The sequence below is a fragment of the Shimia sp. genome, assembly GCF_049116215.1.
GTDB lineage: Bacteria > Pseudomonadota > Alphaproteobacteria > Rhodobacterales > Rhodobacteraceae > Shimia.
Window position 1 is genome coordinate 300188 of the sequence record NZ_JAGDZB010000006.1, and the last position, 26292, is coordinate 326479.

General features: G+C 56.9%; 25 protein-coding genes. 10 read left to right on the plus strand and 15 right to left on the minus strand.

Annotation, left to right across the window (positions count from 1 at the left end; genetic code table 11):
* Positions 1–10: 10 nt before the first annotated feature.
* Both nqrF and JXR15_RS18115 read left to right on the plus strand, forming a co-directional pair.
* Complete coding sequence (gene nqrF, locus JXR15_RS18110; RefSeq protein ID WP_422054587.1) at positions 11–1234, plus strand: NADH:ubiquinone reductase (Na(+)-transporting) subunit F; 1224 nt, start codon at positions 11–13, stop codon at positions 1232–1234.
* Between the two features lie 137 nt (positions 1235–1371).
* Positions 1372–2760, plus strand: a complete 1389-nt coding sequence (locus tag JXR15_RS18115) for an MATE family efflux transporter (protein WP_422054588.1) — start codon at positions 1372–1374, stop codon at positions 2758–2760.
* Between the two features lies 1 nt (position 2761).
* Here the strand turns inward: JXR15_RS18115 and eda are convergent, their stop codons facing one another.
* Genes eda through gap form a run of 4 tightly spaced genes read right to left on the minus strand, consistent with a single transcriptional unit; the run spans position 2762 to position 7731 of the window.
* Complete coding sequence (eda, locus tag JXR15_RS18120; RefSeq protein ID WP_422054589.1) at positions 2762–3409, minus strand: bifunctional 4-hydroxy-2-oxoglutarate aldolase/2-dehydro-3-deoxy-phosphogluconate aldolase; 648 nt, start codon at positions 3407–3409, stop codon at positions 2762–2764.
* 6 nt (positions 3410–3415) lie between these two features.
* Positions 3416–5224: a phosphogluconate dehydratase gene (gene edd, locus JXR15_RS18125; RefSeq protein WP_422054590.1), complete on the minus strand. Its 1809-nt coding sequence runs from the start codon at positions 5222–5224 to the stop codon at positions 3416–3418.
* Between the two features lie 38 nt (positions 5225–5262).
* Complete coding sequence (gene zwf / locus JXR15_RS18130) at positions 5263–6717, minus strand: glucose-6-phosphate dehydrogenase (protein WP_422054591.1); 1455 nt, start codon at positions 6715–6717, stop codon at positions 5263–5265.
* A gap of 6 nt (positions 6718–6723) precedes the next feature.
* Positions 6724–7731 carry a type I glyceraldehyde-3-phosphate dehydrogenase gene (gene gap / locus JXR15_RS18135; RefSeq protein WP_422054592.1) on the minus strand — a complete coding sequence of 336 codons (1008 nt, stop codon included), beginning with the start codon at positions 7729–7731 and terminating at the stop codon, positions 6724–6726.
* 155 nt (positions 7732–7886) lie between these two features.
* Between gap and JXR15_RS18140 the strand changes: the two genes are divergently transcribed.
* On the plus strand, positions 7887–8885 hold the full coding sequence (locus tag JXR15_RS18140; RefSeq protein WP_422054593.1) for a LacI family DNA-binding transcriptional regulator: 999 nt from the start codon (positions 7887–7889) through the stop codon (positions 8883–8885).
* Here JXR15_RS18140 and JXR15_RS18145 read toward each other — a convergent pair.
* The 5 genes from JXR15_RS18145 to JXR15_RS18165 form a co-directional block, all read right to left on the minus strand.
* A complete protein-coding gene (locus tag JXR15_RS18145) occupies positions 8882–9583 on the minus strand; it encodes a CbiX/SirB N-terminal domain-containing protein (protein WP_422054594.1) in 702 nt (233 codons plus the stop codon). The two genes, JXR15_RS18140 and JXR15_RS18145, sit on opposite strands and share 4 nt — an antisense overlap.
* On the minus strand, positions 9580–10149 hold the full coding sequence (locus JXR15_RS18150) for a DUF4202 domain-containing protein (protein ID WP_422054595.1): 570 nt from the start codon (positions 10147–10149) through the stop codon (positions 9580–9582). The genes JXR15_RS18145 and JXR15_RS18150 overlap by 4 nt, the downstream gene beginning before the upstream one ends.
* Before the next feature lie 139 nt (positions 10150–10288).
* On the minus strand, positions 10289–12487 hold the full coding sequence (locus JXR15_RS18155; RefSeq protein WP_422054596.1) for a PAS-domain containing protein: 2199 nt from the start codon (positions 12485–12487) through the stop codon (positions 10289–10291).
* Positions 12488–12494: 7 nt separating this feature from the next.
* Positions 12495–13649, minus strand: coding sequence for an FIST N-terminal domain-containing protein (locus JXR15_RS18160; protein ID WP_422054597.1), 1155 nt, complete (start codon positions 13647–13649; stop codon positions 12495–12497).
* Between the two features lie 54 nt (positions 13650–13703).
* Positions 13704–14390, minus strand: coding sequence for a DNA-binding response regulator (locus tag JXR15_RS18165; protein ID WP_422054598.1), 687 nt, complete (start codon positions 14388–14390; stop codon positions 13704–13706).
* A gap of 264 nt (positions 14391–14654) precedes the next feature.
* On the opposite strand from JXR15_RS18165, the gene JXR15_RS18170 reads away from it, so the two are divergent.
* The gene (locus JXR15_RS18170; protein ID WP_422054599.1) at positions 14655–15332 is read left to right on the plus strand and encodes a YbaY family lipoprotein; all 678 of its coding nucleotides are present in this window, start codon (positions 14655–14657) and stop codon (positions 15330–15332) included.
* A 91-nt stretch (positions 15333–15423) separates the two neighbouring features.
* Positions 15424–15606, plus strand: coding sequence for a CTP synthetase (locus JXR15_RS18175; protein ID WP_422054600.1), 183 nt, complete (start codon positions 15424–15426; stop codon positions 15604–15606).
* Here JXR15_RS18175 and JXR15_RS18180 read toward each other — a convergent pair.
* Complete coding sequence (locus JXR15_RS18180; RefSeq protein ID WP_422054601.1) at positions 15594–16364, minus strand: alpha/beta fold hydrolase; 771 nt, start codon at positions 16362–16364, stop codon at positions 15594–15596. The two genes, JXR15_RS18175 and JXR15_RS18180, sit on opposite strands and share 13 nt — an antisense overlap.
* A gap of 73 nt (positions 16365–16437) precedes the next feature.
* Between JXR15_RS18180 and JXR15_RS18185 the strand changes: the two genes are divergently transcribed.
* Positions 16438–16812 (plus strand): hypothetical protein, encoded by a 375-nt coding sequence (locus JXR15_RS18185; protein WP_422054602.1) that lies wholly within the window; start codon positions 16438–16440, stop codon positions 16810–16812.
* On the opposite strand, the gene JXR15_RS18190 is transcribed toward JXR15_RS18185, so the two are convergent.
* Positions 16809–17987, minus strand: a complete 1179-nt coding sequence (locus JXR15_RS18190; RefSeq protein WP_422054603.1) for a winged helix-turn-helix domain-containing protein — start codon at positions 17985–17987, stop codon at positions 16809–16811. The genes JXR15_RS18185 and JXR15_RS18190 overlap by 4 nt on opposite strands.
* A 119-nt stretch (positions 17988–18106) precedes the next feature.
* On the opposite strand from JXR15_RS18190, the gene JXR15_RS18195 reads away from it, so the two are divergent.
* The 3 genes from JXR15_RS18195 (at position 18107) to JXR15_RS18205 (ending at position 19846) form a co-directional block, all read left to right on the plus strand.
* Positions 18107–18712: a TetR/AcrR family transcriptional regulator gene (locus JXR15_RS18195; protein WP_422054604.1), complete on the plus strand. Its 606-nt coding sequence runs from the start codon at positions 18107–18109 to the stop codon at positions 18710–18712.
* A 114-nt stretch (positions 18713–18826) separates the two neighbouring features.
* Entirely contained in the window at positions 18827–19507 is a 681-nt protein-coding gene (locus JXR15_RS18200; RefSeq protein WP_422054605.1) for a PspA/IM30 family protein, read from the plus strand.
* A 54-nt stretch (positions 19508–19561) separates the two neighbouring features.
* Positions 19562–19846, plus strand: coding sequence for a hypothetical protein (locus JXR15_RS18205; protein WP_422054606.1), 285 nt, complete (start codon positions 19562–19564; stop codon positions 19844–19846).
* A gap of 62 nt (positions 19847–19908) precedes the next feature.
* Here the strand turns inward: JXR15_RS18205 and JXR15_RS18210 are convergent, their stop codons facing one another.
* The 3 genes from JXR15_RS18210 to glyA all read right to left on the minus strand — a co-directional run bounded on the left by JXR15_RS18210 (position 19909) and on the right by glyA (position 23176).
* Positions 19909–20784, minus strand: a complete 876-nt coding sequence (locus JXR15_RS18210; protein WP_422054607.1) for a LysR substrate-binding domain-containing protein — start codon at positions 20782–20784, stop codon at positions 19909–19911.
* A gap of 112 nt (positions 20785–20896) precedes the next feature.
* Positions 20897–21787: a class I SAM-dependent methyltransferase gene (locus JXR15_RS18215; protein WP_422054608.1), complete on the minus strand. Its 891-nt coding sequence runs from the start codon at positions 21785–21787 to the stop codon at positions 20897–20899.
* 90 nt (positions 21788–21877) lie between these two features.
* Positions 21878–23176, minus strand: a complete 1299-nt coding sequence (gene glyA, locus JXR15_RS18220) for a serine hydroxymethyltransferase (protein WP_422054609.1) — start codon at positions 23174–23176, stop codon at positions 21878–21880.
* A 189-nt stretch (positions 23177–23365) separates the two neighbouring features.
* Here glyA and JXR15_RS18225 point away from each other — a divergent pair, with 189 nt between their 5' ends.
* Positions 23366–24127, plus strand: coding sequence for an NAD kinase (locus JXR15_RS18225; RefSeq protein ID WP_422054610.1), 762 nt, complete (start codon positions 23366–23368; stop codon positions 24125–24127).
* 92 nt (positions 24128–24219) lie between these two features.
* Here the strand turns inward: JXR15_RS18225 and prpE are convergent, their stop codons facing one another.
* Positions 24220–26112 (minus strand): propionate-CoA ligase PrpE, encoded by a 1893-nt coding sequence (gene prpE, locus JXR15_RS18230; protein WP_422054611.1) that lies wholly within the window; start codon positions 26110–26112, stop codon positions 24220–24222.
* Positions 26113–26292: the final 180 nt, after the last annotated feature.

A 26292-nucleotide genomic window follows, 5' to 3' on the forward strand; every position in this document is an offset into this window, starting at 1 on the left:
GGCAGGCGACATGGAAACATTTACACTAGGTGTTGTTCTCTTCACCCTGATCGTTCTGGCGCTGGTAACCATCATTTTGGCTGCGCGTTCCAAGCTGGTGAGCACCGGAAACGTTGAAATCACCATCAATGGCGAAAAAACCATTTCGGTACCGGCTGGTGGCAAGCTTTTGCAGACCTTGGCAGAACAAAAACTGTTTGTGCCATCTGCCTGTGGCGGTGGTGGTACCTGCGCGCAGTGTAAGGTGCGTGTGCACGCCGGTGGCGGCTCGATCCTGCCTACCGAAGAAAGCCACATCACCAAACGTGAAGCGGCTTGCGGCGATCGGCTGTCTTGTCAGGTGGCTGTGAAGCAGGACATGAATATTGAAGTGCCTGAAGAGGTGTTCGGCGTGAAAAAATGGGAGTGCACAGTGCGCTCCAACGAAAACGTCGCAACCTTCATCAAAAACTTGGTTCTGGAACTGCCTGAGGGCGAGGATGTGAACTTCCGCGCTGGTGGTTACATTCAGATCGAAGCGCCTGCGCACAAGTTGAGTTACAAGGACTTCGCGATTGAAGAAGAGTACAAAGAGGACTGGGACAAGTTTAACCTGTGGCAGTTTGAGTCAACGGTCTCCGAACCTGTAGAACGCGCTTACTCCATGGCGAACTACCCGGATGAAAAAGGCCTGATCATGCTGAACGTGCGTGTGGCCTCGCCACCTCCGGGCAGCCAGGGGATTCCACCAGGTCAAATGTCGTCTTACATCTTTAACCTGAAACCAGGTGACAAGGTGACGATCTCCGGTCCGTTTGGTGAGTTCTTTGCGCGCGACACCAACAAAGAGATGGTCTTCATTGGTGGTGGTGCCGGTATGGCGCCGATGCGCTCCCATATCTTTGACCAGCTCAAGCGTCTGCAGAACCGCGATCGCAAGATCTCTTTCTGGTACGGTGCGCGCTCCAAACGTGAGATGTTCTTTGTTGAGGACTTTGATGGCTTGGCGGCGGAGTTTGACAACTTCGACTGGCACGTGGCTCTGTCAGATGCCCTCCCAGAGGATGATTGGGGAGGCTACACCGGCTTTATCCACAACGTTCTGTTTGAGGAATATCTCAAGAACCACCCGGCACCTGAAGACTGTGAGTACTACATGTGTGGTCCGCCCATCATGAACCAGTCAGTGATCAACATGTTGCTTGATCTGGGCGTAGACCGCGAAGATATCATGCTTGATGACTTTGGCGGTTAACCGCAGCGACAAAACCACAAAACGCCGCTCTTACGAGCGGCGTTTTCTTTTGGGGAAACGCAAAATCAGGTTGGCCTTACTGTGACGCAATGGCAGGGTGCCCGCCTCTGAAAACCAAAAAGCGAACAGGTAACCTGATGGCCAAAGCAGTGTTCTTGCAAGGCGCGTTGATGCGCCATGTTGCCGTGATGTCGTTAACCTCGTCGGTGGGTTTGATGGCAATTTTTGCTGTCGATTTTGTCGACATGATCTTCATCTCGATGCTGGGCAATAAAGCCTTGGCTGCGGCTGTGGGCTACGCTGGTACGCTGCTGTTCTTCACCAACGCGATCAACATTGGCTTGTCGATTTCGGCAGGGTCGTTGGTGGCGCGCGCCATAGGTGCGGACCAGGTGGCCCGTGCGAGGGAGTATGCGACGTCGGTGGCGCTTTTGGGGATCTTGATCGGCCTAATAATCCCGGCGGTGGTTTTTGTGTATCTTGATCCGATCCTGATGTGGTTGGGGGCTGAAGTAGACACGTTGACACTGGCCAAGCGTTACGTCGCAATCGTGATGCCCACCATGCCGGTGATGTCCCTTGCCATGGTGAGCATGGCAGTGCTGCGGGCGCATGGTGACGCCCGTCGCTCGATGATGGGGACCGTGTTTGGCGGGGCCGTGAATGCAGCGTTGGATCCATTGTTGATATTTGGTTTTGGGCTGGGCTTGGATGGCGCCGCTTATGCATCGGTCATCGCGCGCGCGGTTATGTGTGCTTATGCCCTGCTCAGTGTCGTCCGGATCCATCAGGGTTTTGCAGCTCCGTCGGTAGGCATTTTGAAGAGAGATGCCAAAGCGATCAGCGCCATTGCCGGTCCAGCGATTTTGACTAATGTTGCCTCCCCAGTTGGGACGGCAATTGTGACCCGCGAAATGGCGCGTTACGGCACGGATGCCGTGGCAGCCATGGCAGTGATTGGGCGATTGATGCCGGTGGCTTTTGCCGTTGTGTTTGCGCTTTCTGGTGCGATTGGCCCAATCGTGGGGCAGAACTTTGGAGCAGCGCTTTTTGATCGCGTGCGCGGAACGCTTAAAGCTGGGTTGCAGTTTCTGTTGGCCTACACTTTGTTGGCGGCCCTGATCTTGTTTGTTGCGCGGGGCTTGATTGCCGATCTGTTTGAGGCCGAGGGTGAAATGCGTTCTTTGATCTACCTGTTTTGCGGCCCGCTAGCGTTGCTGCAATTCTTCAATGGGGTCATTTTTGTGTGCAACGCCTGCTTCAACAACCTCGGCCACCCGATTTATTCCACTTATGTGAATTGGGGGCGGCATACGTTTGGCACCTATCCGTTTGTGATTGTTGGTGGTCTCTATTGGGGGGCGTCGGGAGTCTTGATGGGGCAAGCCATCGGCGGGGCATTGTTTGCGGCCGTTGGATTAGCCATGGCAACAAAAACTATCAACCGGCTCAGTCGTCCTGAACCGGTTGATCCTTTTGCAGAGGAAAGCACGCTGCATCACATCAGCGGACGCCGCAATTGGTGAGTTAGCGCGGCAGTTGCGATGCTTCGCGGGCCAACACCTCGATTTGGTCCCATGCGCCTTCTTTGACCAATTTGGACGGGGCGACCCAACTGCCGCCAGCGCAGACCACATTGGCCAGTGACAGGTAGTCAGTGGCGTTTTGCGGGTTCACGCCTCCGGTTGGGCAAAAGCTGATTTGTGGTAGCGGGCTTGCGAGAGAGCTGAGGAACTTGGCGCCACCAGCAGCTTCCGCAGGGAAGAACTTCAGCATGTTGTAACCACGCTCTAGCAGTGCCATCGCCTCAGAAGCGGAGGCGGCTCCTGGTAGGAGAGGCAGCTCTTCAACCTCGCAAGCAGCCAACAATGCGTCCGTTGCGCCCGGAGACACGCCGAAGGTGGCTCCTGCATCTTTTGCGGCTTTGACGTCATCAGGTGTCAGCAATGTGCCAGCACCAACCATGCCGCCAGTAACATCTGCCATAGCGCGGACAACATCCAACGCTGCCGGAGTGCGTAGTGTGACTTCCAGCGCGGGAAGGCCACCTGCAACCAATGCTTCTGCGAGTGGCTTTGCATGGGCGACATCTTCGACCACCAATACCGGAACAATGGGAGCGGCGTTACAGATCTTCCGCGCCTGCGCGCTGGCTTCTTGGGGAGTGATAGACATCGAAATTTATCCTTCAAAAATGGATGCGCCGGTGGCGGCTGGCCCCACGGCATTGCGGAAGGCGGCAAAGAGTTCGCGGCCGGTGCCATGTTGATAAGATGATAGGTCTGCAGTGGCCAGCGGGCGGCTATCAAAGTCGTCGGCCAAGACTTCCAGAGTTCCAGCCTCGGCATCCACGCGGACCAGATCGCCATCTTGGAGTTTGGCAATTGGGCCGCCGTCCAGCGCCTCAGGAGAGACATGAATTGCCGAAGGAATTTTGCCGGATGCGCCCGACATACGACCGTCGGTGACAAAGGCAACCTTGAGCCCTTTGCCCTGCATGATCGACATCAATGGGGTCAGGCTATGAAGCTCCGGCATGCCGTTGGCTTTGGGGCCTTGGAACCGCACCACAATGACAGTGTCTGTGGTAAGCTCACCGGCTTGGAAGGCCGCTTTGACCTCGTCTTGGTCATGGAACACACGAGCTGGGGCTTCGACAAAGCGATGTTCCGGAGCCACGGCTGAAATTTTCATGACCGACATGCCCAGGTTACCAGACAGGCGCGCGAGACCACCGGTTGGTTGGAACGGGTCTGTTGCCGGGCGTACAATCTTGTCGTTGAGCGAGGTTTTGGTACCTGGCTGCCAAGACAAGGCGCCGTCGATAAGCTTGGGTTCGTGTGTGTAGTTGTCCAGTCCTTCTCCAGCCACAGTTTTGGTGTCCGGGTGTAGAAGATCTGCCGACAGAAGCTCGCCAATCATATATCCAAGGCCTCCGGCGGCGTGGAAGTGGTTCACGTCTGCCAAGCCGTTCGGATAGACTCGCGCCAGCAGTGGCGTGATGTCCGACAATTCTGCAAAGTCTTCCCAAGTCAACACAATGCCACCGGCGCGCGCCATGGCAATCAAGTGGATTAGAAGGTTGGTCGACCCACCGGTGGCGTTCAGCCCGATAATGCCGTTCACAAAGGCTTTCTCATCCAGAATGTCATAGGTTGGCGTGTAGTTGTTGCCTAATGCGGAGAGGGACAACGCACGGCGCGCGCCTTCTTCGGTCAGGGCATCACGCAAATCGGTGTTGGGCGATACAAAGCTTGACCCAGGTAAATGCAGCCCCATGAACTCCATCAGCATCTGATTGGTGTTCGCAGTGCCGTAGAAGGTACAGGTGCCGGGGCCATGATAGGCGGCCATCTCCGAGGCCATTAGTTCTGCGCGGTCCGCTTCCCCAGCGGCAAAACGTTGGCGAACCTTGGCTTTTTCGTCATTGGAAATGCCTGTGGCCATTGGACCTGCCGGCAGGAAGACTGCAGGGAGATGGCCGAAGCTTTGCGCGGCGATGACGAGGCCGGGCACGATTTTATCGCAGACACCGAGGTAGACAGTTGCGTCAAAGGTGTTGTGGCTGAGGGCCACGCCTGCAGCCAAAGCAATCACGTCTCGTGAAAACAGCGATAGCTCCATGCCCGCTTCGCCTTGTGTCACTCCATCGCACATCGCAGGCACGCCACCTGCAACTTGTGCTGTGCCGCCCGCTGCCCGCGCTGCATCGCGCAGCAGAGCCGGGTAACGCTCAAACGGTTGGTGGGCGGACAACATGTCGTTGTAGGCGGTCACAATGCCAAGGTTGCCCGCAGACCCCTTGGCCAAGGCGGATTGATCGTCACCTGCGCCTGCATACGCGTGCGCCTGTCCGGAACAGCTCAGATGTGCCCGCGCAGGCCCCTTGTTGGCCGCCTGCGCCATGCGCTCCAGATAGCTGTCGCGATGTGGTTTGGAGCGCGTGATGATGCGTTCAGTGATTTTTTCGACGGTTGGGTGGAGTGGCATGGGAACCATCCTTCCTAATAAGGGAGTGAGGGTGAGACTTAGTCGCCGATGGGGCGCCAGCGCCGTCCACCACGATGCATCAGCATAAGCGCTTCTTCTGGACCGGAACTGCCGGGATCATAAGGAACAGGGCGCTGATTTGCCTCTTCCCAAGCCGCAATTAGTGGATCCGCCCAAGCCCAAGCGGCCTCAACTTCATCTCCACGCATAAACAGAGTTTGGTCGCCGCGGATCACATCCATGATCAAGCGCTCGTAAGCATCTTGCGACATTAGGCTGTCGCCCAAGGCATCGGCAAAGGACATGTCCATGTCAACTTCAGTGAGACGCATCCCGCCGGGCCCGGGTTCTTTGATGGTTGTGCGCAAGGTGATGCCTTCATCCGGTTGCAATCGGATGATCAAGGCATTGCCTTTGCGGCCTTCCATTTTGTTTGGAAAGATGTTGTGTGGCGGGTCTTTGAACACCACGGCAATTTCGGAGGCGCGGTCACGCAACTGCTTGCCGGTACGTAGATAAAACGGTGTGCTTGCCCATCGCCAGTTGCCAACGGACAGCTTCATGGCGATGTAGCTTTCGGTGCGGCTATCGACGTTTTCCACGTCCTCAAAGTAGCTTTGATTGTCTCGTCCGGCGCGGTACTGACCACGGACAATGTCATCCAAGAGGACCGGTTCCAACGCTTCGATGACTTTGACTTTTTCGTCTCGCACGGAATTTGAGGTAAACTTGCTGGGCGGCTCCATCGCGATCAAACAGAGCAATTGCATCAGGTGGTTTTGCACCATGTCACGCATAGCGCCGGATTGATCATAGTACCCACCCCGACCCGCGACACCAATGCTTTCGGCAACCGTGATTTGCACGTGATCGATATGGGTGGAATTCCACAGCGGCTCAAACAAGGAATTGGCAAACCGCAAGGCCATGAGGTTTTGTACGGTTTCTTTGCCTAGGTAGTGGTCAATCCGGTAAATCTGCTGTTCGTCAAAATGCTTCAGCAGGTCTTTATTGAGCGCTTGCGCACTTTCCAGGTCGTGACCGAAAGGTTTCTCAACGACAATTCGGCTTTCAGGAGTTGCAATACCATTAAGGCTCAAACGCTCTGCAATGGCGCCAAAAAGAGAAGGTGACACAGAAAGATAGAACGTGCGAACCGTTCCCTCCCGCAATACGCCCTTCAGGTCCTGCCACCCGGCTTCTCCCATCGCGTCAATGTGCACGTAGCTGAGATGTTCGAGGAACTCAGTAACCATTTCGGCGGGCCGCAAGCTTTCTTCGACAAATTCGGAAAGAGCGGTACCAATCAGTTTCCGAAACTCGGCGCTGTCCATGTCGGAGCGCGCCGAGCCAATGATCTTGGCGTCTTCTGGCATTTGGCCCGCGCGAAACCGGTGGAAGAGACCTGGCAGGATTTTGCGGCGGGCGAGATCGCCCGTTGCGCCAAAAATGACAAGATCAAAGGGTTCGACTGGGATTACGCGTGCAACCATGACAGTTTAGCCTTTCAGAAGTGCGCCCATGCGGCGACCGGTGTCGAGCATACGATTGGAGAAACCCCACTCATTGTCATACCAGCTTACCACACGCACCAGGCCTTCTTCAGTCACACTGGTTTGAGCCGGTGCAAAGACGGAAGAATGTGGGTCGTGATTGAAGTCTGCCGACACCAATGGCGCTTCTTCATAGCCAAGCACACCTTTCAGAGGACCTTCAGCAGCAGCTTTGACCGCATTGTTGATCGCCTCAACTGTAGCCGGTTTGTTGGTATTGATCACCAGATCCACCATGGACACATTGGCGGTAGGAACGCGGATGGCCGAGCCTTCGAGTTTGCCCTTAAGGTGCGGGAGAACCAAAGAAATCGCGCGGGCTGCACCGGTGGATGTCGGGATCATCGACAGCGCCGCAGCGCGGGCGCGGTAGAGGTCTTTGTGGTTGGTGTCATGCGTTGGCTGGTCACCGGTATAGGCGTGGATTGTGGTCATATAGCCGGTTTTAATGCCAAACGCGTCGTCCAGAACCTTAGCAACAGGAGCAAGGCAGTTGGTGGTGCAAGAGGCATTGGAGACGATGATGTCATCGGCGGTCAGTGTGTCGTCGTTGACACCAAATACAATTGTTTTGTCAGCGTTGGCGCCAGGTGCTGAGACCAGAACACGCTTGGCGCCAGATTTGAGGAGCAACTCTGCTTTGTCTTTTGCAGTGAAGATACCCGTGCATTCGTAGGCAATATCAACATCGGACCAAGGCAGCTCTTGCGGGTCTCGGATGGCCGTCAGGCGGATTGTTTGATCGCCAACTTTCATGGTGTCGCCGTCCAGCGAAACCTCGGCATTCAGGCGGCCGTGGACGCTGTCGTATTTGAGCAGGTGCACCAAGTGGTCATTGGGGGAAAGGTCATTTATTGCAACGACTTGGATGTCATTGTCGCCGCTTTCGATGAGGGCGCGCAGGACGCCGCGGCCGATGCGGCCAAACCCGTTGATGGCAATCTTGATGCTCATGTCATTCTCCAAACATGCAAATCAGCGCTTTCGGTAGCGCCACCGTTAGCGCTATCGCTACAAGGAAATGCAACGGGAATCAAGGGTCAGAATTAACTTCCGAAAGACACGCTTTCGGGGTTGCTTTGGCTTGGGTTGTGTCAGACCATCCGGCCATGGGAAAAAAGCTTCTTCTCAAAGACATCGCCAAATTGGCAGGTGTCAGTGAAATGACGGCCTCACGCGCTATGCGGGGGGCTCAGGACGTATCGGAATCGACCCGCAAAAAGGTTGAGCAGATCGCGCGTGATGTTGGATACGTGCCGAATCGCATAGCTGGCGCACTTGCGTCCAAGACGGTGAACCTGGTTGGCGTGGTTGTCCCCAGTTTGAATTCTTCGGTGTTTCCTGAGGTGTTGTCAGGCATCAGCTCGACATTAAAGGCCACCGCTTTGAAGCCCGTGATTGGCGTGACCGGTTATGATTTGCAGGAAGAAGAAGAGGTTATCCGGGAGATGTTGAGTTGGCGGCCCACCGGGGTTGTCATAGCTGGTCTGGAGCACAATGACGCCGCACGCAAAATGCTGGCCAATGCCGATTGCCCGGTTGTGGAAGTTATGGATGTGGACGGAGATCCAATCAAGCACTGTGTTGGGATTTCACATCTAGAAGCCGGGCGCAAAATGGCGCGGACCATTTTGAAGGCCGGCTACACAAAAATTGGTTTTGTCGGCACAAAAATGCCGCAGGATTACCGCGCTGAAAAGCGTATGCAGGGGTTCGACTTGGAGCTCAAAGACGCTGGCCTGTCCTTGTTTGATCAGGAGCTCTATTCCGGTGTGTCCTCAATTGAGACCGGCAACAAATTGACAGAGCTGTTAACACAGCGCTCGCCGGAGCTTGAATGCATCTATTTTTCCAGTGATGTGCTCTCCATCGGCGCCTATATGTACTGTCTTTCCAAAGGACTTTCAGTGCCCGGAGATCTGGCGATTGCTGGGTTTAACAACTTGAATTTGCTCAAAGGTTTGCCAATGCCGTTGGCAACCACGGATGCGCACCGGTTTGAGATCGGGCAAAAGGCGGCAGAAATTATCCTCGCGGCGCAGAGTTCGGACAGCCCGGCACAAGTGATGAAGTTGGAGCCGGTTGTCACGACGGGGCAGTCGCTTTAGCGTGCGTCTTGGATCGCTTCTGCAGCCAGTTTTGCAATCTCCGGCCATGTCCCAAGTGGTGGTAAGGTGATGCCGGTAAAATTTGCTTTTTCAAGAGCTTCTGGAATATCTTGGCGACAATGGTCACCTTCCAAGGCAAAGAAAGGCAAGCAAAGGCTTTGTTCTGGAAGAGGGCGGGCTGCGTCGGCTATAAATGGTTCTTCTTCGACAAAACCCACAGAAATTTCCAAGGCGTCAAATCGCTTTGAAAGCGCGTCTTGAAAGGCAAATGCCGATTCGGCTGCCTTTGGGCCTTTTGCAGAGCCATGCGCTGCCAAAAGAAGGTGCGTTTCGCCTTGTAGCCAATTGCGGTCTGCCAGCGCGGATTTGATCCCGTAGGCGGCCACATCCGGCAGATCTGGAAGAAACCCGAGCGGCGGCAAAACCTTTAAATCCGCTTCACTTAGTCGATTTGGAAGCATTTTTGAAACAAAGAAACCGTCCGCCATGAACATGGGAAACACCAAAGAACTGGGTGACATTTCAAATACTTGGCGTTCCAATGCGTGTGGCATCGCAAGGGTGGCAGCGCGAATGGTCCAGTTGGGGAGATGTTGGTTCACAGCCGCAGCGAAATCATGCAACCACTGCTCCGGCGGCTCGGGAGACGACGGTTGTCCGTGGGCAACGATCAGGGCTTCGCGGGGCGTCTCGCTCATGCAGCGGGGTCCTCAAATGCCGCTGCGAGATCATCGGGCAAGTCAAATTCTTGCAAAGCCCGAGACCGCGCGTCTGCGGACATTTTTCGAGTAGTTTTCACAACGATGCTGAGCACTTTTTCTGGACTGTGTTTGGCTGCAAAGGGCGCGAAGTAGTGTTTGATGAAGACAAAACAGATAACATCTTCAAGGGCTTGCACCTGTTCATTGCGTTTGATGCCTTCTTTGCGCAACATGGCACCCGCGTTGGAAATGTCGTCTTCATCATAACCCGCGTCGGTCATGATTTCGCAAACGCGGTTGGCGTGATGCGTACCAAGATCCCGGCGCCACTTTAGATAGCCTGCGCGACCTTCCGGATAATCCACGCGTTTGAGAACCCAGCGTTCGATGTGTTGACCGCGGGATGCGATCTGTAACGCCTCAGAAGCATTGGGAAAAAGCCGGTTGCACTCTTCTGACATGCGCTGACCGTAGAGCAGCGCCTCAGGCTGTCCGTCGTCACGTTTCGGGTCTTTGCTATTGGCGGTGTCGATGGCGTCCAAGGCGGTTTGAAGACGGGTCATGGGCTGGCTCCGAGCTGCTTTAATAGGGTGTTTTTAGGGCCTGATGGGGAAGGCGAAAAGAGGCAAAATCCACGTCGGTATTGCGTGTGTATCGCGACTGTATTGCGGAGGTGCGTATTTTGAACTTTTGGGCAAAGGTTTACGTGCCGGTAAGAATGGTGCGCAGCTGATCCAGATCCAGAGGTTTGTGCAACAAAGGCGCTTGAAGCGCCTGACATTGAAGCTTCAGATCCGGGTCACGATTGGCGCTGATGACGCAGGCGGGCAAGGGGCCGTAGGTTTGGCGCAGCCTGGCAATAAGCTCGGTTCCGGTGGCGCCGTTGTCGAGCTGATAGTCGGCCAGTACCATGTCGGGCGCGATGTCAATTTCACGCAGTAGATCGAGCGCTTCGATGTCGCTGCCGCAAGCAAGCACATCGGCGCCCCAGTTTTCCAATGTCATGGAAATCGCGTTTCGCAGCTCGGCATCGTTTTCCACCAGAAGAACAATGCGGTGTGCCAAAGGGCTGGCGGCTTCGGGAAGTGTCAGTGCCGGTGGCAGGGGGGCGGCTTGGTCTGTATGAACGGGCAGTGTGATGCAAAATCGTGTGCCGCGCCCGGGCTCGGATTGCATCTGCATCGGATGCGTCAGCAGGCGGCAGGCGCGTTCCACAATGGCCAGGCCAAGGCCCAACCCTTCGGCGGGGCTCGCAGCGGCGTTCACACGGTGGAACTCATCAAACACTTTGGCTTGCTGTTCCACAGGGATGCCCGGGCCGGTGTCCCAGATTTCCACCACCATATTTTCGTCGCGTCGGCGGGCGGCCACCAGCACGCGGCCTTGTTCGGTGTAGCGCAGAGCATTGGCGATGAGGTTTTGCAAAATGCGGCGCAGGTAAGTTGCGTCTGAGTGCACGGTGACATCTTGGCTGCGCAGGTCAAAGCGCAGGCCTTTTTCGCGGGCAATGGGGGCAAACTCATCGTGCAGTTGGCCCAGCAGTGCGCCCAGAGGAATTTGTGTGTCATGCACAGCGGCGCGGCCGCTGTCGAGGCGGGAAATGTCCAGCAGCGCCCCCAAAATGTGTTCGACGCTTTGCAGGGCGGAAGAGGCTTTGTTCAGGCGTTCACGTTGGTCGGGCTCTACGAGGTCGGTTTCCAGCGAGGCCATATAGAGTTTGGCAGCGGAGAGCGGTTGCAACAGGTCGTGGCTTGCGGCAGCGACAAAGCGGGATTTGGAAGCGTTGGCGCGCTCGGCTTCGGCCAGCGCATCCTGAAGCTCCAGGGTGCGTTCCTGCACGTGGCGTTCCAGAGTTTCGTTGACTTGGGAGATGGCGCGCAAAGCGCCGCGCTCTGTTGTGATGTCTGTGAAGGAAATCACAAAGCCGCCGTCCGGCATGTGTTGGGCAAAAACCGCAAGAATGCGGTCTTCCCCCAGTTCCACCTCAAAAGACAAAGGCGCGCGGCGCCCATCGTGGGCGGCCCAATGGGCCAGAGCCTCGGCGTCGGCGGTTTCCAGAAAGGCCAGCTTGCGCGAGAGTTGGTCAAAAATGGTGTCAAACGGCAAGCCAAGGTGAAAGTGACGCAGAGGGATGGAGAGCAGCTCTCCCATGCGCCGGTTCCAGCCAACCAGGCGGGCTTCGCGGTCAAAGATGCCGACGCCTTGGTCGAGGTGTTCCAAAGTGGCTTTGATCAGGCGGGCTTGGTCGTCAAGCAGGCGTTCGCGCTCTTGACGCTCGATCAACATCATGTCGGTGACATCGGTTTGGAGGACGACAGTGCCGCCGTCACGAGTTCGATGCTCGGAGACTTGGATCCAGCGCTCACCGGCGAAGCGGGCGTTAAACACCACATGTTGCTCACGGTGGCGCAGTATCCGCTGCTCCGCCCATTGAGTGGCATTCATGCCGTCCGGTAGCTCGAGAAATGCGCTCCGGGACACGATATCGACGTAACTAGAAAACGGCAGGCCAGGCTTGAACTGCGCGTGGACGTCGCGCATGTGTTTGCCGAAGCGGGTGTTGCAGAGCACCAGTTTTTCGTCGGCATCAAACAATGCAAAGCCTTCTTGCACGGTCTCGATCGCGTTGGCGAGGTTGGCGCGGGCGGCTTCGGCTTCGGCGTTGGCTTGGGCAAGAGAGGCGTTGGAGGTATTGAGCAGGTCCAGCGCGTGTTCGAGTTCGCGGGTGCGGGCAGCCACTTCCTCTTCGAGCATCACGGCGCGTTCGAATTGTGCGTAAGCGACGCCTGTGGAGTCGGGACTGGCCTCGGCGCGGCGCATGAGCGTGTCGACGATTTTCAGGAGTTTCTGGTTTTGGCGTTCCAGCGAGTCCTTTGGGTCGATCAATGTGGCGTCGGTCATTGTGGCGTTAGTCCGTTTCCGGTGGGTAGATGGCAACGCCGGTGAAGGTTTGATTGACATGCATCGAGTTGACCTGTTCGCCGTAAGTGGAAAAGCCCACCACATTATGTTTGGCAAGAACGCGGGAGATGTCACCGGTTATCTGTTTTTGTGTGGCCTCGACCCGGCGCAAGACACAATCGCAGCCCAAAATCATGGCGGGCGCCTGATCATTGGTCAGAGCGCTGAGTTCGCGGTCCAGATGGGCCACCATGTCTTCAGGCTCCGCCAAAGTGAGGACCACACCTTCGTCAATTGCGGAGAAGAATTGCAGATCGCCGTTTTGGGCCACGCGCTGAATGGCGCGGACATGGGTTTGTTCGCCAATGCGCACAACAACCGGATGGGCGGCAAAGGTGAAGGTGGAAAGTTGTTCCGGGTCTTTGCCAAGAATGCGGGCGTATTCACGGGCCGCTGGTTCGGCGTTGATTTCATAAACACGCCGCGTGGTCGGGTCCGCACCGGTCACCACCATACGATGTTCTGTGGGGAGGAGGTGGTCGGTTTTGAATACGTGCACAGGACAGTTGGAGCGCAACTGCACCAGCACGGCTGCATTGCTGTGAAACGCATTTTTGTACAGGACGTGTGTCTGACCAAAATCTTCGCCATCGCCGGCGGACCCGCCAAACAAAGGCACCGGTCCCAGGCCCATCGACAAATCAGCAGCCAAGGCGTCTTCGCGCGTGGAGAGGCCATCGACCATGAGGAAGGCAAATTCGGACGTCCAGAATGGATGGATGGCGGCCAAGGCTTTCCGGTTGTGGATCATCTCGGTGATGCGCGCCTCTGCTTTGATATCGGAGAGATCTTCCACAAGCAGGGTGCGGGCAGCAAAGTGGGTTTTCGGCAGGCCGATGGCCACAATTTCCCCTTCGGTATAGCCGCTTTGGGCCAGCTCCCCTGCGGTGGTGCAACCGACAACTTCCGCGGCGCCAAAACGTCCCGCGATATCGCACACAAATTTTTCCAGGTCGGTGTTTGGTGATACAAACAGCACAACCAAGGCAAAGGAACCTGGACCCAGCGCCGCAACAAGTTGGTCCACGGCGTCGGGTGCGTCGCACGGGGCGAACCCTGTGCGCACGATATGGGACCCATCAAAGGGTGTGCTGGCATCCATGCTGGCGTTCCTCCCGCAGCTCTCCTCAAAGCCGCTCGTGGCAGATTAGGCTGCCTACCCGCTGCTGCGCAAGTGTTCCTCAAAGCTGGCTTCTTTGGCGATCAGGACCGCCTGTGTGCGTGAGTGGACGCCAAGTTTGCGCATGATCGCAGTCACATGGGCTTTCACAGTGGTTTCCGCGATCGACAACTCAAAGGCAATTTGTTTGTTCAGCTTGCCTTCGCAAATGAGATCTAGGATGCGGGCCTGTTGTGTGGTCAAGCTGGCCAAGCGCGCCACGGCGTCCTTAGTGGCGTTGTCCTCGTCGCAGGTCGGCATATGGCCTTCTGGCACAAAATTGCGGTCCTCGGCCAAGGCCTGCAAGGCGCGACGGAACATGTCGCGTTGACTGTGTTTGGGTACAAACCCGGCGGCGCCTGCATTCAGCGCGGCGTTGATGATACGTGTATCGGCCATGGAGGACACCACCAGCACTTTGGCATTGGTGGCTTTGCGAAGGCGTAGCAACCCGTCAAAGCCGTCTACATCCGGTAGATTGAGGTCCAACACAACCAGATCCGGGTGTGGTGCATTTTCCAGGCGGGCCAGAGCGTCCGTGAGGCAGGGGGCTGTGGCGACCTCTGTGATCGGGGCGATGGCCTGCAAGGTCATAACCAAAGCGTCACAGAACAGCGGATGGTCGTCGACCACAAGCGCGTTGGAGAACCGTTTGAGAACTGGAGCGGCAGTATCGTTTGACATAGGGGCAGCCTAACAGAGCAGACATGCAGGCCAAAGGGGGTCAAAGGTCGTATCTTGCGCGGGGGGCTAGGGAACGCATCGGGTTTGGGCAAGGCTTTGCCGAGAAAACAATTCCCCCTTGGGAGGTAGCGACCTCATCCCTAGGTGGTAGGGTATGATGACCGCAGCAGAGCCGGGAGCTTTTCAATGACACTTACAAAGATTAAATCCGCCGGGGTGGGGGCTGGCCTTGTTATGGCAATGTGCCTCAGTGCAGGGAGCGCGATGGCTGATTTTCAAAATTTGCAGGGATCGGTGCTGTATCGGGAGAAAATTGCCTTGCCGCCGGACGCGCTGGTCGAAGTTACGTTGGAAGACGTGAGTAAGATGGATGTGAAAACGACGGTGTTGGCGAGCCAGACGTTAAAACCTGCGGGGCAGGTGCCGGTGGATTTTCAGCTGAGCTATGACGATGCCATGGTTGAGACACGCGGTCGGTATTCGGTTCGGGCGGTGATCCGAGTCGGGGAAGATGTGCTTTGGCGCAGCACGCAGAGCTTTCCGGCATTGACCAATGAAGCCCCTGAAACAGTGGATGTGGTAGTGGAACGCATGGTGAAACGAGAGGCGACCGGCTTGAGTAGCAACAACTGGTTGGTTGCGCAGATCAATGGCCAGGTTGTTGAGGCTGCGCAGGTGCCCCTTCTTCGGTTTGGAGCTGATGGGCAGGTGAGCGGCACAAGTGGGTGTAACCGTTTCTCAGGTGGCTATACGGAGGCGGCTGGTCAATTGGAATTTGGACCGCTTGCCACCACACGTATGGCCTGCCCTGGTCCGTTGGATCAGCAGGAGAAAGACTTCTTTCAGGCCCTGTCAAAGGTGGTCGGATTTGAAGTGCGCGACGGGATTGCCGTTCTGCTGGATGCAGAGGGCACGGAACAGATGCGCTTGATCGCCGAGTGAACTCAATTACCTGAGAATTGACTGATCCAAATCAAAGCTGGCCGTGGTTTTTTGCGCCAAATCTGCGGCCAACAACTTGAAGGAGACAGTCATGCTGCGACTGGCAATGATTCTGCACATCTTTATTGGGTCCACCCTGGCTGGGGTCGGTGTGATCGCCGCGCTGGTGGCAGGTGAAAACAGCGGTTTGATGCTGTTTGTCTATGCGCTGATCGGCTTTGTGATTGCGTTCCCTGCCAGCTGGAAAGTGGCACAGGCGCTTTACGCGCGTTGATCTAGATCCAACCAGGCTTGCACTGATGCGATGAACTCTCGCGGTTTCTCTGCGTGAAGCCAATGCCCCGCGCCAGTGATTTTGGCAAAGCGGGCTTTGGGGAATTTCTCGCGGATTGTCGGGCGTTGCGCATGGGTGACGTAGTCTGAGGTGGCGCCAGACAGGAATAGGGTCGGGCCACTAAAGGCGCCGCCAACCTGTGGAAAGTTCAGGATTTTGGGCATCTCGCGGTCCAGAACATCGAGATTGAGACGCCAACGCTGCTCTTTCACGTCCAGCGATTGGGTGAAGAAAGTCTGCAACGTGGTGTCATCCAGATGTTCGGCCAATTGCGCCATGGCATCGGAGCGTTTGCTAACCTGAGACAAATCTACGGCGCGCATGGCTTGAATGTTTTGATTCTGGTCGTGGCTGTAGGCGACAGGCGCGATGTCCGCCACAATCAGGCGGTTGACCAAGTCCGGTTGGCTGAGCGCGAGAACCATGGCGGCTTTGCCCCCCATTGAATGGCCCAACACATCCATTGGCTTGCCTTGCGCTGTGATAACTTCGGCAAGGTCGGCGGCCATGTCTTCGTAAGAATGGCTATCAAACCAAGGGCTTTGGCCGTGGTTGCGCTGATCCACGCAGAGAATGCGGCGGGTGGTGGAGAGCTTTTTGGCAATGGCGCCCCAGTTGCGGCCGGAGCCAAACAGCCCATGCACAATCAAGAGGTCAGGTTCTGCGGTGGCGGTGCCGTGTTCGATCAGATTCAACATAGCGGTGTGATACCGCGCTGGGCAGGTGGGTTCCAGAGTTGAGTGTCGTGCGGGCGCAGTCTAGGGTGCGCGGATGATGACGACGCAGGATATTCAGGCCAAAGAAGCGCAACTTTTGGAACTGGCCAAAGAGAAATTTGGCGTGCGGGCCAAAACTTTGGCGCGGGCGATGAAGAAGATTGGCCGCAGGGTACCTGCGCGCTTGCACCGGCAGGCGGAGGTGCTTGTGGAGGCACGGCGCTTGGGCGGTCACCCGAAGCTTATGATGCAGGTCGATGGCGTGGCCGTGACCAAGGCATTTGATGAGATCGTCGCGCATCTGAAGTCCATTGACGTGGCGGATCGGCGCAAGGGTGCGCTGCTCAATCTGGCGGCGGCGCTCGTGTTTAACCTCTTGGTGGTAGTGGTGTTGGTGATCCTTGTGCTGCGCTGGCAGGGGCTGGTTTAAGCGGCTTTTGGCGCGCGGTCGCAGTCCCAGACGATTTCAGGCGCGCCAATGAACCGACCTATGCGGGTGAGTTCGGCGTCCAGTTTGGCGGCCCGCGCCTCAGTCCAGCGCACACCGGGCTCGGACCAAAGTTGTGTGATGGTGATTTCGCCCTTTTTGCGGTTGGCCTTGGCCTCCAAGCGCCCGACAAAGCGGTCGCCTTCCAAAAGTGGATAGACGTAGTAGCCCCATTGCCGTTTGGCGGCGGGGACGAAGATTTCGATGCGGTAATCAAAACCAAACAGGCGGGAGAGCCGGTCTCGATCGCGGATCACCGGGTCAAACGGATTGAGGATACGCAGACGAGTGGTGGGGGCGGTGGTTTGTTCCAAGCGCTGGGCAAAGTCGGCGGGGGCTTGCATGGGCAACCACTTCCGATTGGCGGTTTGCACTTCGACGTCGATGAGATCGGTTTTGCTCATCCAGTTTTTTACGTCAGCGGTGTCGACGGCTTCCCAAAAGCGTTTGATGTCGCCTGAGGTGGCAAAGCCGAGCCGGTCGAGGGCCTGGGTGCAGAGCCAGTTGATTTGCTCAGCATGGTCTATCTGCGCGTCCTTCAGTTTTTTAGGGATGACCCGTTCCGGCAGGTTGTAGAATTTTTTGAAGTTGTGGCGATAGCAGGTTGCGAGTTCGCCCGCGTACCACAGGTAGTCCAGCGCCTGTTTGTGCGGCGGGCGGGACCACATCTCTTTGGGGCCTTCGATCTTGGTGTCAAAAGCCTCGGTCGACAGCGCGCCTTCGTCCGCGATGCGGGATTTGATGTCGGCCGTGTTGACCTTGCTCAGCGCGGTTTTGAACCAGCCCTTTTGGTCCATGCGGGATTTGCGGCGTTCAAACTGCGCACGCCAGTAGGGATAGGTCTCGATGGGCAGAACGCTGGCATCGTGGGTGAAATGCTCAAACACCGTGCGGTCTTCGGCCAGAAGTTTGTTGAGCATTGGTTCGCGATAGTTTTGGTTGCGCGACCAGAGGATATGGTGATGTGCGCGTGACAGGACCTGAATGCTGTCCAGCTGCACAAAGCCCAGTTTGCCAATAATGGCGCGCGGGTTGGCGGGGCCGGTGGGGGTGTCGGACAGGCCTTGCAAAGAGAGCCAGAGGTGGCGGGCGTCACGGTTTGAAATGCGAAAACTCATGGCCGCACGCTAAGGGAGTGAGTCGAACAAAGAAAGAACATTTTTGAAGGTGAGGCGTTAGACTTGGCATTTCGCTCCAGTGCAGGTAACCCTGAACGCAGTTCATAAGGTGGGGCGATATGGCTGGCAAAGTGGCTGAGCGGCGCGCGGCGTTGCGCATAAAACTGATCGAATTGGCGGAAGCGCAGATTGCGGCAGGGGGCATGTCGTCGCTGAAGGCGCGGGAGTTGGCCAAGGGCGCAGGCTGTGCGGTTGGGGCCATCTATAACGTGTTTGATGATCTGCATGATCTGGTGCTTGAGGTGAACGGGCGCACCTTCAAGAAACTCGGAGCTGCTGTGTCGGCATCTTATGATGGCAGTGAAAGCCCGCGCCAGCGGCTCATTCTTATGTCCAATGCCTATTTGGAGTTTGCCGCGGAACACCCAAAGCTGTGGCGGGCGTTGTTTGATGTGGAGATGACAGAGGGTGGGGAGGTGCCGGAGTGGTACTTGTCGTCGTTGGGGGCGTTGTTTGCCAATATTCGCACCCCCCTGTCGGAGCTTTATCCGGAGATGGGCGAGCAGGAGTTGGGGTTGATGACCCGTGCAATGTTCTCTGCGGTGCATGGAATCGTGCTTTTGGGGTTGGAGAATCGCATCTCAGGTGTGCCGCCGGAGCATATTCGGAACATGATTGCACAAGTTCTGTCCCGAATTGGGCCGGAAGTCGCGGTGAAAATTTAAGCAAAATCAGTCCCTTGTGAAATTCATGAACGTCGTTCAATTATTCGCTTGAGCGACGTTCAGGAAGGCTCTATCACTCTATTTGTGAACGATGTTCAAGAAATGGAGCAACAGATGTTCGGAACTTTGAAAACATTGATTGTAGGGGCAAATGCCCGGGCCGAAGAACAGGTGCGTGACGTCTATGTCATTGAGCTGATTGATCAAAAAATTCGCGAGGCGAGCGCAAATCTGAAGGCGGCAAAGGTGGCTTTGGCCAGCTTGATCCAGCGGGAGCGCGGCGAGCAGCGCCAGATTGAAACCTTGGAAGGTCGCATTGCGGACCTTCTGGCGCGGGCCAAAGAGGCCCTTGCAGCGGAGCGGGATGACCTTGCGCAGCAAGCGGCGCAAGCGATTGCCGACTTGGAAAACGAGTTGGCGGGTCGTCAACAGACCCAGGCGCGATTGGAAGCGCGGATTATGCAGCTGCGCCAGAGTGTGGAAACCGCACACCGCCGCATCATCGATCTGAAACAGGGGGCCGTATCAGCACGCGCCGTACGCAAAGAGCAAGGTATTCAGCGTAAAGTGAACCGCCACTTGGGAGGCGACAGCCCGTTCGAAGAGGCCGACGCGCTGATCTCCCGCGTGATGGGCGAGGATGATCCGTTTGAGCAGGGCGAAATCCTGCGCGAGATCGACAGTGGCCTGAACCATGGCGATATCGCGGGACGCATGGCGGATGCTGGTTTCGGGGATGCGAGCAAAGTCACAGCTGTGTCCGTGATGGACCGCCTGAAAACCCAGTCCAGGTAAGACCGCCGCTTTCGGCAAGACAATATTCAAACTTAAAAAATCGGAGAAATCAAAATGACTGATCGTAATGACAATTCCACCATCGTAATGCTCAACATGGCCGGTGTGGCGCTTGCCTATGTGCTGCTCGGCATTTCCCTTTGGCTGTCCACAGATGTGCCGCTGTCGACAAAAGGCTACTGGGGCATGGGCATTGTGCTGCTCACCATCAGCCTGATCAATGTTGTGAAGTACCGTTTTGACAACCAGCAACGTGATGATCGCATTCGCCGCATCGAAGAGGTGCGTGACGAAAAAATGCTGGAAGAGGCGTTGTTGGATACGAAGCCAAACGTCTGAGGCGACGCCTAAACGAACACGGCAGTTGGGGCGTGTCCTCAGCTGCCTTCGGCAATGGGCTGCTAGGTCTTTGCCTCCGCCATAAGCCATTTGCGAAATGCCCGCTCCTTGGCGTTGAGCGGGCGGGGCAGCGTAACCAAATGATAGCCAAGATCCGTGCGGGGTAGGCTGGTGATCTGCACAAGCGTGCCAAAAGCCACTTCCCTCTCGACCAGAGATCTGGGGTGCACGGAGACCCCCAAGCCAGCCACGGTGGCAGAGAGCACAAGCTCGTTGGTCTCCAGTGATGTCATCTCCACAGTGTTGAGATCAAGCCCGGCGTCTTCCACCACTTGGCGCCATTCCAGCATGTGCAAATCCATCAACCACGGGTAGGACCCAGCGTCTTTGAGGCTGATTTCGGATTGTGTGTTGAGCAATTTAGGGGAGCCAACCACCCAAAACTCCCCAGATGTGAGCAACTCGCAGGACACCCCCGACCATTGTCCGTTGCCAAATCGGATGGCCATGTCAAAGCCATCGCGGCGCAGGTCGATCAAATTCACACTTGGGTTGATGCTGAGCGAGATCTCCGGGTGTTTCTGCCAGAAGCCGCCGATACGTGGCATCAGCCAGTTGGCGGCAAAGGATGGCGTGACTGTGACACTGAGCGGGCGGTCCTCTTTGGAGCGTTGAAGGGCAGAGACACCTTCGGCGATCACTTCAAACCCCTCAGACAGGTGTTGGGCGAGATGGCGGCCTTCATCAGTGAGGGCCACGCCGCGGCCAGAGCGAAACAGAAGTGATGTGGAGAGGTCGGCTTCCAGACTGCGCACATGCTGAGCGATTGCGGCATGGGTGACATTGAGTTCGCGGGCCGCTGCGCTGAGGTTTTGGTGTCGAGCGGCGGCTTCAAAGGCCCGCAGGGCGGCGAGAGACGGCAAAGTGGCCCAATCCATACTGTAACTCCAGCTTACATATTGAATGTCATATTGAGTCGATTTTTGGACCCGAGTCCACCATGTTTGGATCAGATCAACACAAGGAGTGCCAGATATGTTGGGAATTCTTTCAAATAGCTTTCAGGTCGCCACCCGTCAAAACCATTGGAGCGACAAAGATGCAACTGCCCCGTCTGAAGGCAAGCTGCAGACACATTGGCGTGAATCCCGGCGCGAGCGCTTTGCGCCACAGAACGCGCTGGATCAAGCGGCAGATGGATCGCGTCCAAAACTGTTTGGGTGGTGAGTGAGGCATTGAGCAGCGTTTTTGCCATTCCATGATGTGCAAATAAGGCGCGCGGTTGTAACTCTCCGCCCGCGCGCCACCGGAGGCTTTGGGCTCATCAAAATGCGTGAGCTGAAAGCCATTTTCCAGCAGAGACTGCATGTAGAACGACAGCGGGCGGTGCCAGTTTTGGATACGGATGCCGCTCCACTCTGCCCAGCTTGGGAAGGCGTCCAGGTAGCGGTCCATTGTGAGGGTTGTGGTGCCATCAGGGTTTTTGACCGGCGTGCCTTTGGATTGGCTTGCTGTGGTCCACGGGTTCAGGTTGGCGATCAGCAGCAGCCCGTTTGGACGTAAGACGCGGTGCGCCTCCGAGAGGGCTTTGGGGATGTTTGGAATGTCGATCAGCGACAGGTAGCTGACCACCATGTCAAAGCTGTGATCTGCAAAGGGCAGGTCTTCGGCGCCAGCGATCACGTAGTCTGCATCTCCTAGGGATTTTGCGTGAGCGATCAGACCTTCAGTTGGGTCAATGCCGACAACGTGGTCGACGTGCGGGGCCAGTCTGCGGCAAAACCGGCCTTCGCCGCCGCCGAGGTCCAGAACGGCCTTGGGCTGCGCTTTTGAAACCCGCTCCATCATGGGCGTATCAAGCACAAGTCCTCGACTGAAGTCGCCAGTCTCTCCCATCGACGCAATCCAGGCCTTTGCCGAGACGTTCCAACCGTCTGTCATTGCCGTGTCCCCCAAGTTGCACAATTTGAAAAGAAAAGGCCGCCGCCGGAAAGTCCAGCGACGGCCAAAAGGATTTTGGTGTCCGTGACCTTACAGGTTTGGGTAGAGCGGGAAACGACCGCAGAGCGCGGCCACTTTGGCGCGCACGGAGGCTTCCACCTCGGCATTGCCCTCTTCGCCGTTGGCGGCCAGACCGTCGACCACTTCAACAATCATGTCTGCAATCGCGCGGAACTCTTCTTCGCCAAAGCCACGGGTTGTGCCCGCAGGTGTGCCGAGGCGCAGACCGGAGGTCACCATTGGCTTTTCCGGGTCAAACGGGATGCCGTTTTTGTTGGTGGTGATGTGCGCGCGGCCAAGGGCTTTGTCAGCGATGTTGCCGGTCACAGCTTTGGGGCGCAGATCCACCAGCATCACGTGGGTGTCGGTGCCACCGGTGACGATGTCCAGGCCACCTTTGATCAGCTGATCCGCCAGGGCCACAGCGTTGGCGCGTACTTGTTTCTGGTAGTCTTTAAATTCAGGACGCAGCGCTTCACCAAAGGCCACAGCTTTGGCAGCGATGACGTGCATCAAAGGGCCGCCCTGAATGCCAGGAAAGATTGCCGAGTTCAGTTTCTTGGCGATGTCCGCATCGTTGGTCAGGATCATGCCGCCGCGTGGGCCGCGCAGGGTTTTGTGCGTGGTGGTTGTGGCAACGTGTGCGTGTGGGAATGGCGAGGGGTGCTCACCAGCGGCAACCAGACCAGCGATATGCGCCATGTCGACCAGCAGGTAGGCGCCAACCATATCTGCAATCTCACGGAAGCGGGCAAAGTCGATCTGACGCGGGATGGCAGAACCACCGGCAATGATCATTTTCGGCTGGTGCTCTTTGGCCTGGGCTTCAATCTGATCGTAGTCGATCAGGTTGTCGTCGCGGCGCACACCGTAGGACACAGCGTTGAACCATTTGCCGGATTGGTTCGGGCGTGCACCGTGGGTCAGGTGGCCACCGGAGGCCAGGTCCATACCAAGAATAGTGTCGCCTGGCTGGATCAATGCCTGAAAAACACCCTGGTTGGCTTGGGAGCCGGAGTTTGGCTGCACATTGGCAAACTCACAGCCAAACAGCTCTTTGGCGCGGTCGATGGCGAGGTTCTCGGCCACGTCCACATGTTGGCAACCACCGTAGTAGCGGCGGCCCGGGTAGCCCTCGGCGTATTTGTTGGTCAGCACAGTGCCCTGCGCTTCCATCACGGCTGCGGACACGATGTTCTCAGAGGCGATCAATTCGATCTCGTCGCGCTGGCGACCTAGCTCGTTGGTGATCGAGCCAAACAGCTCCGGGTCGCGGGAGGCGAGGGATTCAGTGAAAAAGCCAGCATCACGGGTGGTGGACATGGGCATGTGCTCCAGATCAGGGGGTTCGCGTTGATGCGGTTCCTAAAGGAAAGGTTGGTGTGTTGAAAGGTCTCAAAGCGACGCAAAACCTTGCCTGACCGCCGAAGATGGTGCAGGGGATAAACATATGACGCCATAGGAAACCTTTGGCAGGGCGGGGAAACCTGCCGGTGTTTGACTGGAGCTGGGACCGATATGTCCGAAAGAATCGCCTTTTTGGCCAGCAACGCGCCGGTGGCGCAAACCGCACGGGCGGCATTGGTTGGCCGCTATGGCAATGTCGCGCCCGAAGAGGCAGCCGTGATTGTCGCGCTGGGCGGAGACGGCTTTATGCTTCACACGCTGCATGACACACAGGCTTTGCCTGCGCCAGTCTATGGTATGAATCGAGGCACTGTGGGGTTCTTGATGAACACCTATTCGGAAAGCGATCTCCTGGAACGGCTTGCCGCAGCGGAAGAGGAAAAGCTCAATCCGCTGGCGATGCGAGCGACCTGTGTCGACAACTCCGTGCATGAGGCACTGGCGATTAACGAGGTGTCCTTGCTGCGGGCAGGGCCACAGGCGGCGAAGCTGCGCATCAAAATTGATGGGCGGTTGCGCATGGAGGAGCTTGTCTGTGACGGCGCGTTGATCAGTACGCCTGCGGGCTCCACGGCGTATAATTATTCCGCACATGGGCCGATTTTACCAATTGGCTCTGATGTTTTGGCGCTCACCGCGATTGCGCCGTTTCGGCCCCGGCGCTGGCGGGGGGCGTTGTTGCCGAAGCAGGCAACTGTGTCCTTTGAGGTGCTGGAGAGTTACAAGCGGCCAGTGATGGCCCATGCGGACAGCCGGTCATTTGAAAATGTGGCCGCGGTCGAGATCTGCTCAGATGAAAGTGTCGCGCACCGGATCTTGTTTGACCCAGGCCACGGGTTGGAAGAGCGCCTCATCCGCGAGCAGTTTGTTTAACCAAAAAGGCGCGCCTTCAATTTGGCGCGCCGTCCTGGCTTTTTCTTGCCCTAAATATCCCGGGGGTGCGGGGACTGGCCCCCGCACCGTATTTAAGTCTTGGCGTATCCGAGGGTTTGTAGGGCTTCAGTGATCTCATCCAGAATAACGGGATCATCAATGGTCGCCGGCATTTTCCACTTGGTGCCGTCGGCGATGCTGACCATGGTGCCGCGCAGGATTTTACCGGACCGGGTTTTAGGAAGACGATCCACCACAACTGCCAGTTTGAAAGCGGCCACCGGGCCGATTTTCTCGCGCACCAGTTTCACCACTTCTTTCACCACTTCGTCATGATCCCGGTCCGCGCCTGCGTTGAGGCAGAGGAAGCCTACAGGCATCTGGCCTTTGAGCTGGTCGGCCACGCCAATCACCGCGCATTCGGCCACGTCCGGGTGTCCGGCAAGCACCTCTTCCATGCCGCCGGTGGAGAGGCGGTGGCCCGCGACGTTGATCACGTCATCGGTGCGCGCCATGATGTAGACGTAGCCGTCTTCGTCAATCATGCCCGCGTCACCGGTTTCATAGTAGCCGGGGAAGTTTGTCAGGTAGGATTTTTTGAAACGGTCTTCTGCGTTCCAAAGCGTTGGCAGCGTGCCTGGGGGCAGCGGCAGTTTGCTGACAATTGCGCCAAGTTCACCGGCGGGCAGTTCGTTGCCGCCTTCGTCGAGTACTTTCATGTCATACCCCGGCATTGGCAGGGAGGGGCTGCCGAGTTTTACTGGCAGTAGTTCAATGCCCACGGGATTGCAGATCGCTGGGTAGCCCAGCTCCGTCTGCCACCAATGGTCGATGATGGGTTTTTGAAGTTGGTCCTGTGCCCACATAATGGTGTCCGGGTCAGCACGTTCTCCGGCGAGGAAAACCTGCTCCATGCAAGACATGTCGTACTTCTTCACAAATTCGCCTTTTGGGTCTTCGCGTTTCACGGCGCGGAAGGCTGTCGGGGCGGTGAAGAAAGTTTTGACTTTGTGCTCGGAAATTACCCTCCAGAAGGTGCCTGCGTCCGGTGTGCCAACGGGCTTGCCTTCAAACACAATCGTGGTGTTGCCGTGGATCAGCGGCGCGTAGGTGATGTAGCTGTGGCCCACAACCCAGCCCACATCAGAGGCCGCCCAGAAGACATCTCCGGGATCGACGTTGAAGACGTTCTTCATGGTCCAGTTCAGCGCGACCAGATGGCCCGCAGTGTGGCGCACCACGCCTTTGGGTTGCCCGGTGGTGCCAGAGGTATAGAGGATGTAGGCAGGGTGGTTGCCTTCGACCGGCACGCATTCGGCAGGTTCCACGCCGTATTGGAAGCCGTGCCAGTTGAAGTCGCGGCCTTCCATCAGCTGCGCCACTTCTTGTTCACGTTGAAAAATGACGCAGAAATCTGGCTTGTGGGTGGCAAGCTCAATAGCGCCGTCCAGCAGTGGTTTGTAGTGCACCACGCGGCCGGGTTCTAGTCCACAGGAGGCGGCGATGATGGCTTTGGGTTTGGCGTCGTCAATCCGCACGGCCAACTCGTTTGCGGCAAAGCCGCCAAACACCACCGAGTGGATCGCACCTAAGCGGGCGCAAGCCAACATGGCTTCGAGCGCTTCAGGGATCATCGGCATGTAGATGATGACGCGGTCGCCTTTCTCTACCCCTTTGGCACGCAGGGCGCCGGCAAGGGAAGCCACGCGGTTGCGCAGCTCGACGTAGGAGATCTCGCGCTTGGAATGAGTGATCGGGCTGTCGTGGATGATGGCGGTTTGCTCGCCACGTCCGGCCTCGACATGGCGGTCCACGGCATTCCAGCAGGTGTTGACCTTGGCGTCGGAGAACCACTCATACATGTGGTCGCCTTTTTCAAAGAGCGCCTTGCTGGGTGGCGTGTCCCAGTCAATCGCGTCTGCTGCCTGCATCCAAAATGCTTCGGGGTCGTTCTTCCAGCCGTTGTAGACGTCCTGATATGACATGGGGTCCTCCTATCCTTACCCAAATGGATAGAGGAGGGGTTATCGTGGCGGCAAGTCTTGGCGAGGCGGACGTGGCAGATTATCGCAGAATATTTGCAAGTCTTTGCTCGAGTGGCCTGCAAATTTTTGCAAAGGGTTGGGTTTGCTTGGGGTTCGCTGGAAATTGTTGGTAGCTTTGCA

Excerpts from the sequence above, each read along its gene's own strand:
- JXR15_RS18190 (WP_422054603.1), bottom strand. The coding sequence starts at position 17,987 with ATGAGTTTTCGCATTTCAAACCGTGACGCCCGCCACCTCTGGCTCTCT.
- nqrF (WP_422054587.1), top strand. The coding sequence starts at position 11 with ATGGAAACATTTACACTAGGTGTTGTTCTCTTCACCCTGATCGTTCTG.
- JXR15_RS18175 (WP_422054600.1), top strand. The coding sequence starts at position 15,424 with ATGCTGCGACTGGCAATGATTCTGCACATCTTTATTGGGTCCACCCTG.
- eda (WP_422054589.1), bottom strand. The coding sequence starts at position 3,409 with ATGTCTATCACTCCCCAAGAAGCCAGCGCGCAGGCGCGGAAGATCTGT.
- JXR15_RS18200 (WP_422054605.1), top strand. The coding sequence starts at position 18,827 with ATGTTCGGAACTTTGAAAACATTGATTGTAGGGGCAAATGCCCGGGCC.
- JXR15_RS18205 (WP_422054606.1), top strand. The coding sequence starts at position 19,562 with ATGACTGATCGTAATGACAATTCCACCATCGTAATGCTCAACATGGCC.
- JXR15_RS18210 (WP_422054607.1), bottom strand. The coding sequence starts at position 20,784 with ATGGATTGGGCCACTTTGCCGTCTCTCGCCGCCCTGCGGGCCTTTGAA.
- JXR15_RS18215 (WP_422054608.1), bottom strand. The coding sequence starts at position 21,787 with ATGACAGACGGTTGGAACGTCTCGGCAAAGGCCTGGATTGCGTCGATG.
- JXR15_RS18140 (WP_422054593.1), top strand. The coding sequence starts at position 7,887 with ATGGGAAAAAAGCTTCTTCTCAAAGACATCGCCAAATTGGCAGGTGTC.
- JXR15_RS18195 (WP_422054604.1), top strand. The coding sequence starts at position 18,107 with ATGGCTGGCAAAGTGGCTGAGCGGCGCGCGGCGTTGCGCATAAAACTG.
- JXR15_RS18145 (WP_422054594.1), bottom strand. The coding sequence starts at position 9,583 with ATGAGCGAGACGCCCCGCGAAGCCCTGATCGTTGCCCACGGACAACCG.
- JXR15_RS18150 (WP_422054595.1), bottom strand. The coding sequence starts at position 10,149 with ATGACCCGTCTTCAAACCGCCTTGGACGCCATCGACACCGCCAATAGC.
- JXR15_RS18185 (WP_422054602.1), top strand. The coding sequence starts at position 16,438 with ATGATGACGACGCAGGATATTCAGGCCAAAGAAGCGCAACTTTTGGAA.
- JXR15_RS18115 (WP_422054588.1), top strand. The coding sequence starts at position 1,372 with ATGGCCAAAGCAGTGTTCTTGCAAGGCGCGTTGATGCGCCATGTTGCC.
- JXR15_RS18160 (WP_422054597.1), bottom strand. The coding sequence starts at position 13,649 with ATGGATGCCAGCACACCCTTTGATGGGTCCCATATCGTGCGCACAGGG.
- gap (WP_422054592.1), bottom strand. The coding sequence starts at position 7,731 with ATGAGCATCAAGATTGCCATCAACGGGTTTGGCCGCATCGGCCGCGGC.
- JXR15_RS18170 (WP_422054599.1), top strand. The coding sequence starts at position 14,655 with ATGGCTGATTTTCAAAATTTGCAGGGATCGGTGCTGTATCGGGAGAAA.
- glyA (WP_422054609.1), bottom strand. The coding sequence starts at position 23,176 with ATGCCCATGTCCACCACCCGTGATGCTGGCTTTTTCACTGAATCCCTC.
- JXR15_RS18165 (WP_422054598.1), bottom strand. The coding sequence starts at position 14,390 with ATGTCAAACGATACTGCCGCTCCAGTTCTCAAACGGTTCTCCAACGCG.
- zwf (WP_422054591.1), bottom strand. The coding sequence starts at position 6,717 with ATGGTTGCACGCGTAATCCCAGTCGAACCCTTTGATCTTGTCATTTTT.
- prpE (WP_422054611.1), bottom strand. The coding sequence starts at position 26,112 with ATGTCATATCAGGACGTCTACAACGGCTGGAAGAACGACCCCGAAGCA.
- edd (WP_422054590.1), bottom strand. The coding sequence starts at position 5,224 with ATGCCACTCCACCCAACCGTCGAAAAAATCACTGAACGCATCATCACG.
- JXR15_RS18155 (WP_422054596.1), bottom strand. The coding sequence starts at position 12,487 with ATGACCGACGCCACATTGATCGACCCAAAGGACTCGCTGGAACGCCAA.
- JXR15_RS18180 (WP_422054601.1), bottom strand. The coding sequence starts at position 16,364 with ATGTTGAATCTGATCGAACACGGCACCGCCACCGCAGAACCTGACCTC.
- JXR15_RS18225 (WP_422054610.1), top strand. The coding sequence starts at position 23,366 with ATGTCCGAAAGAATCGCCTTTTTGGCCAGCAACGCGCCGGTGGCGCAA.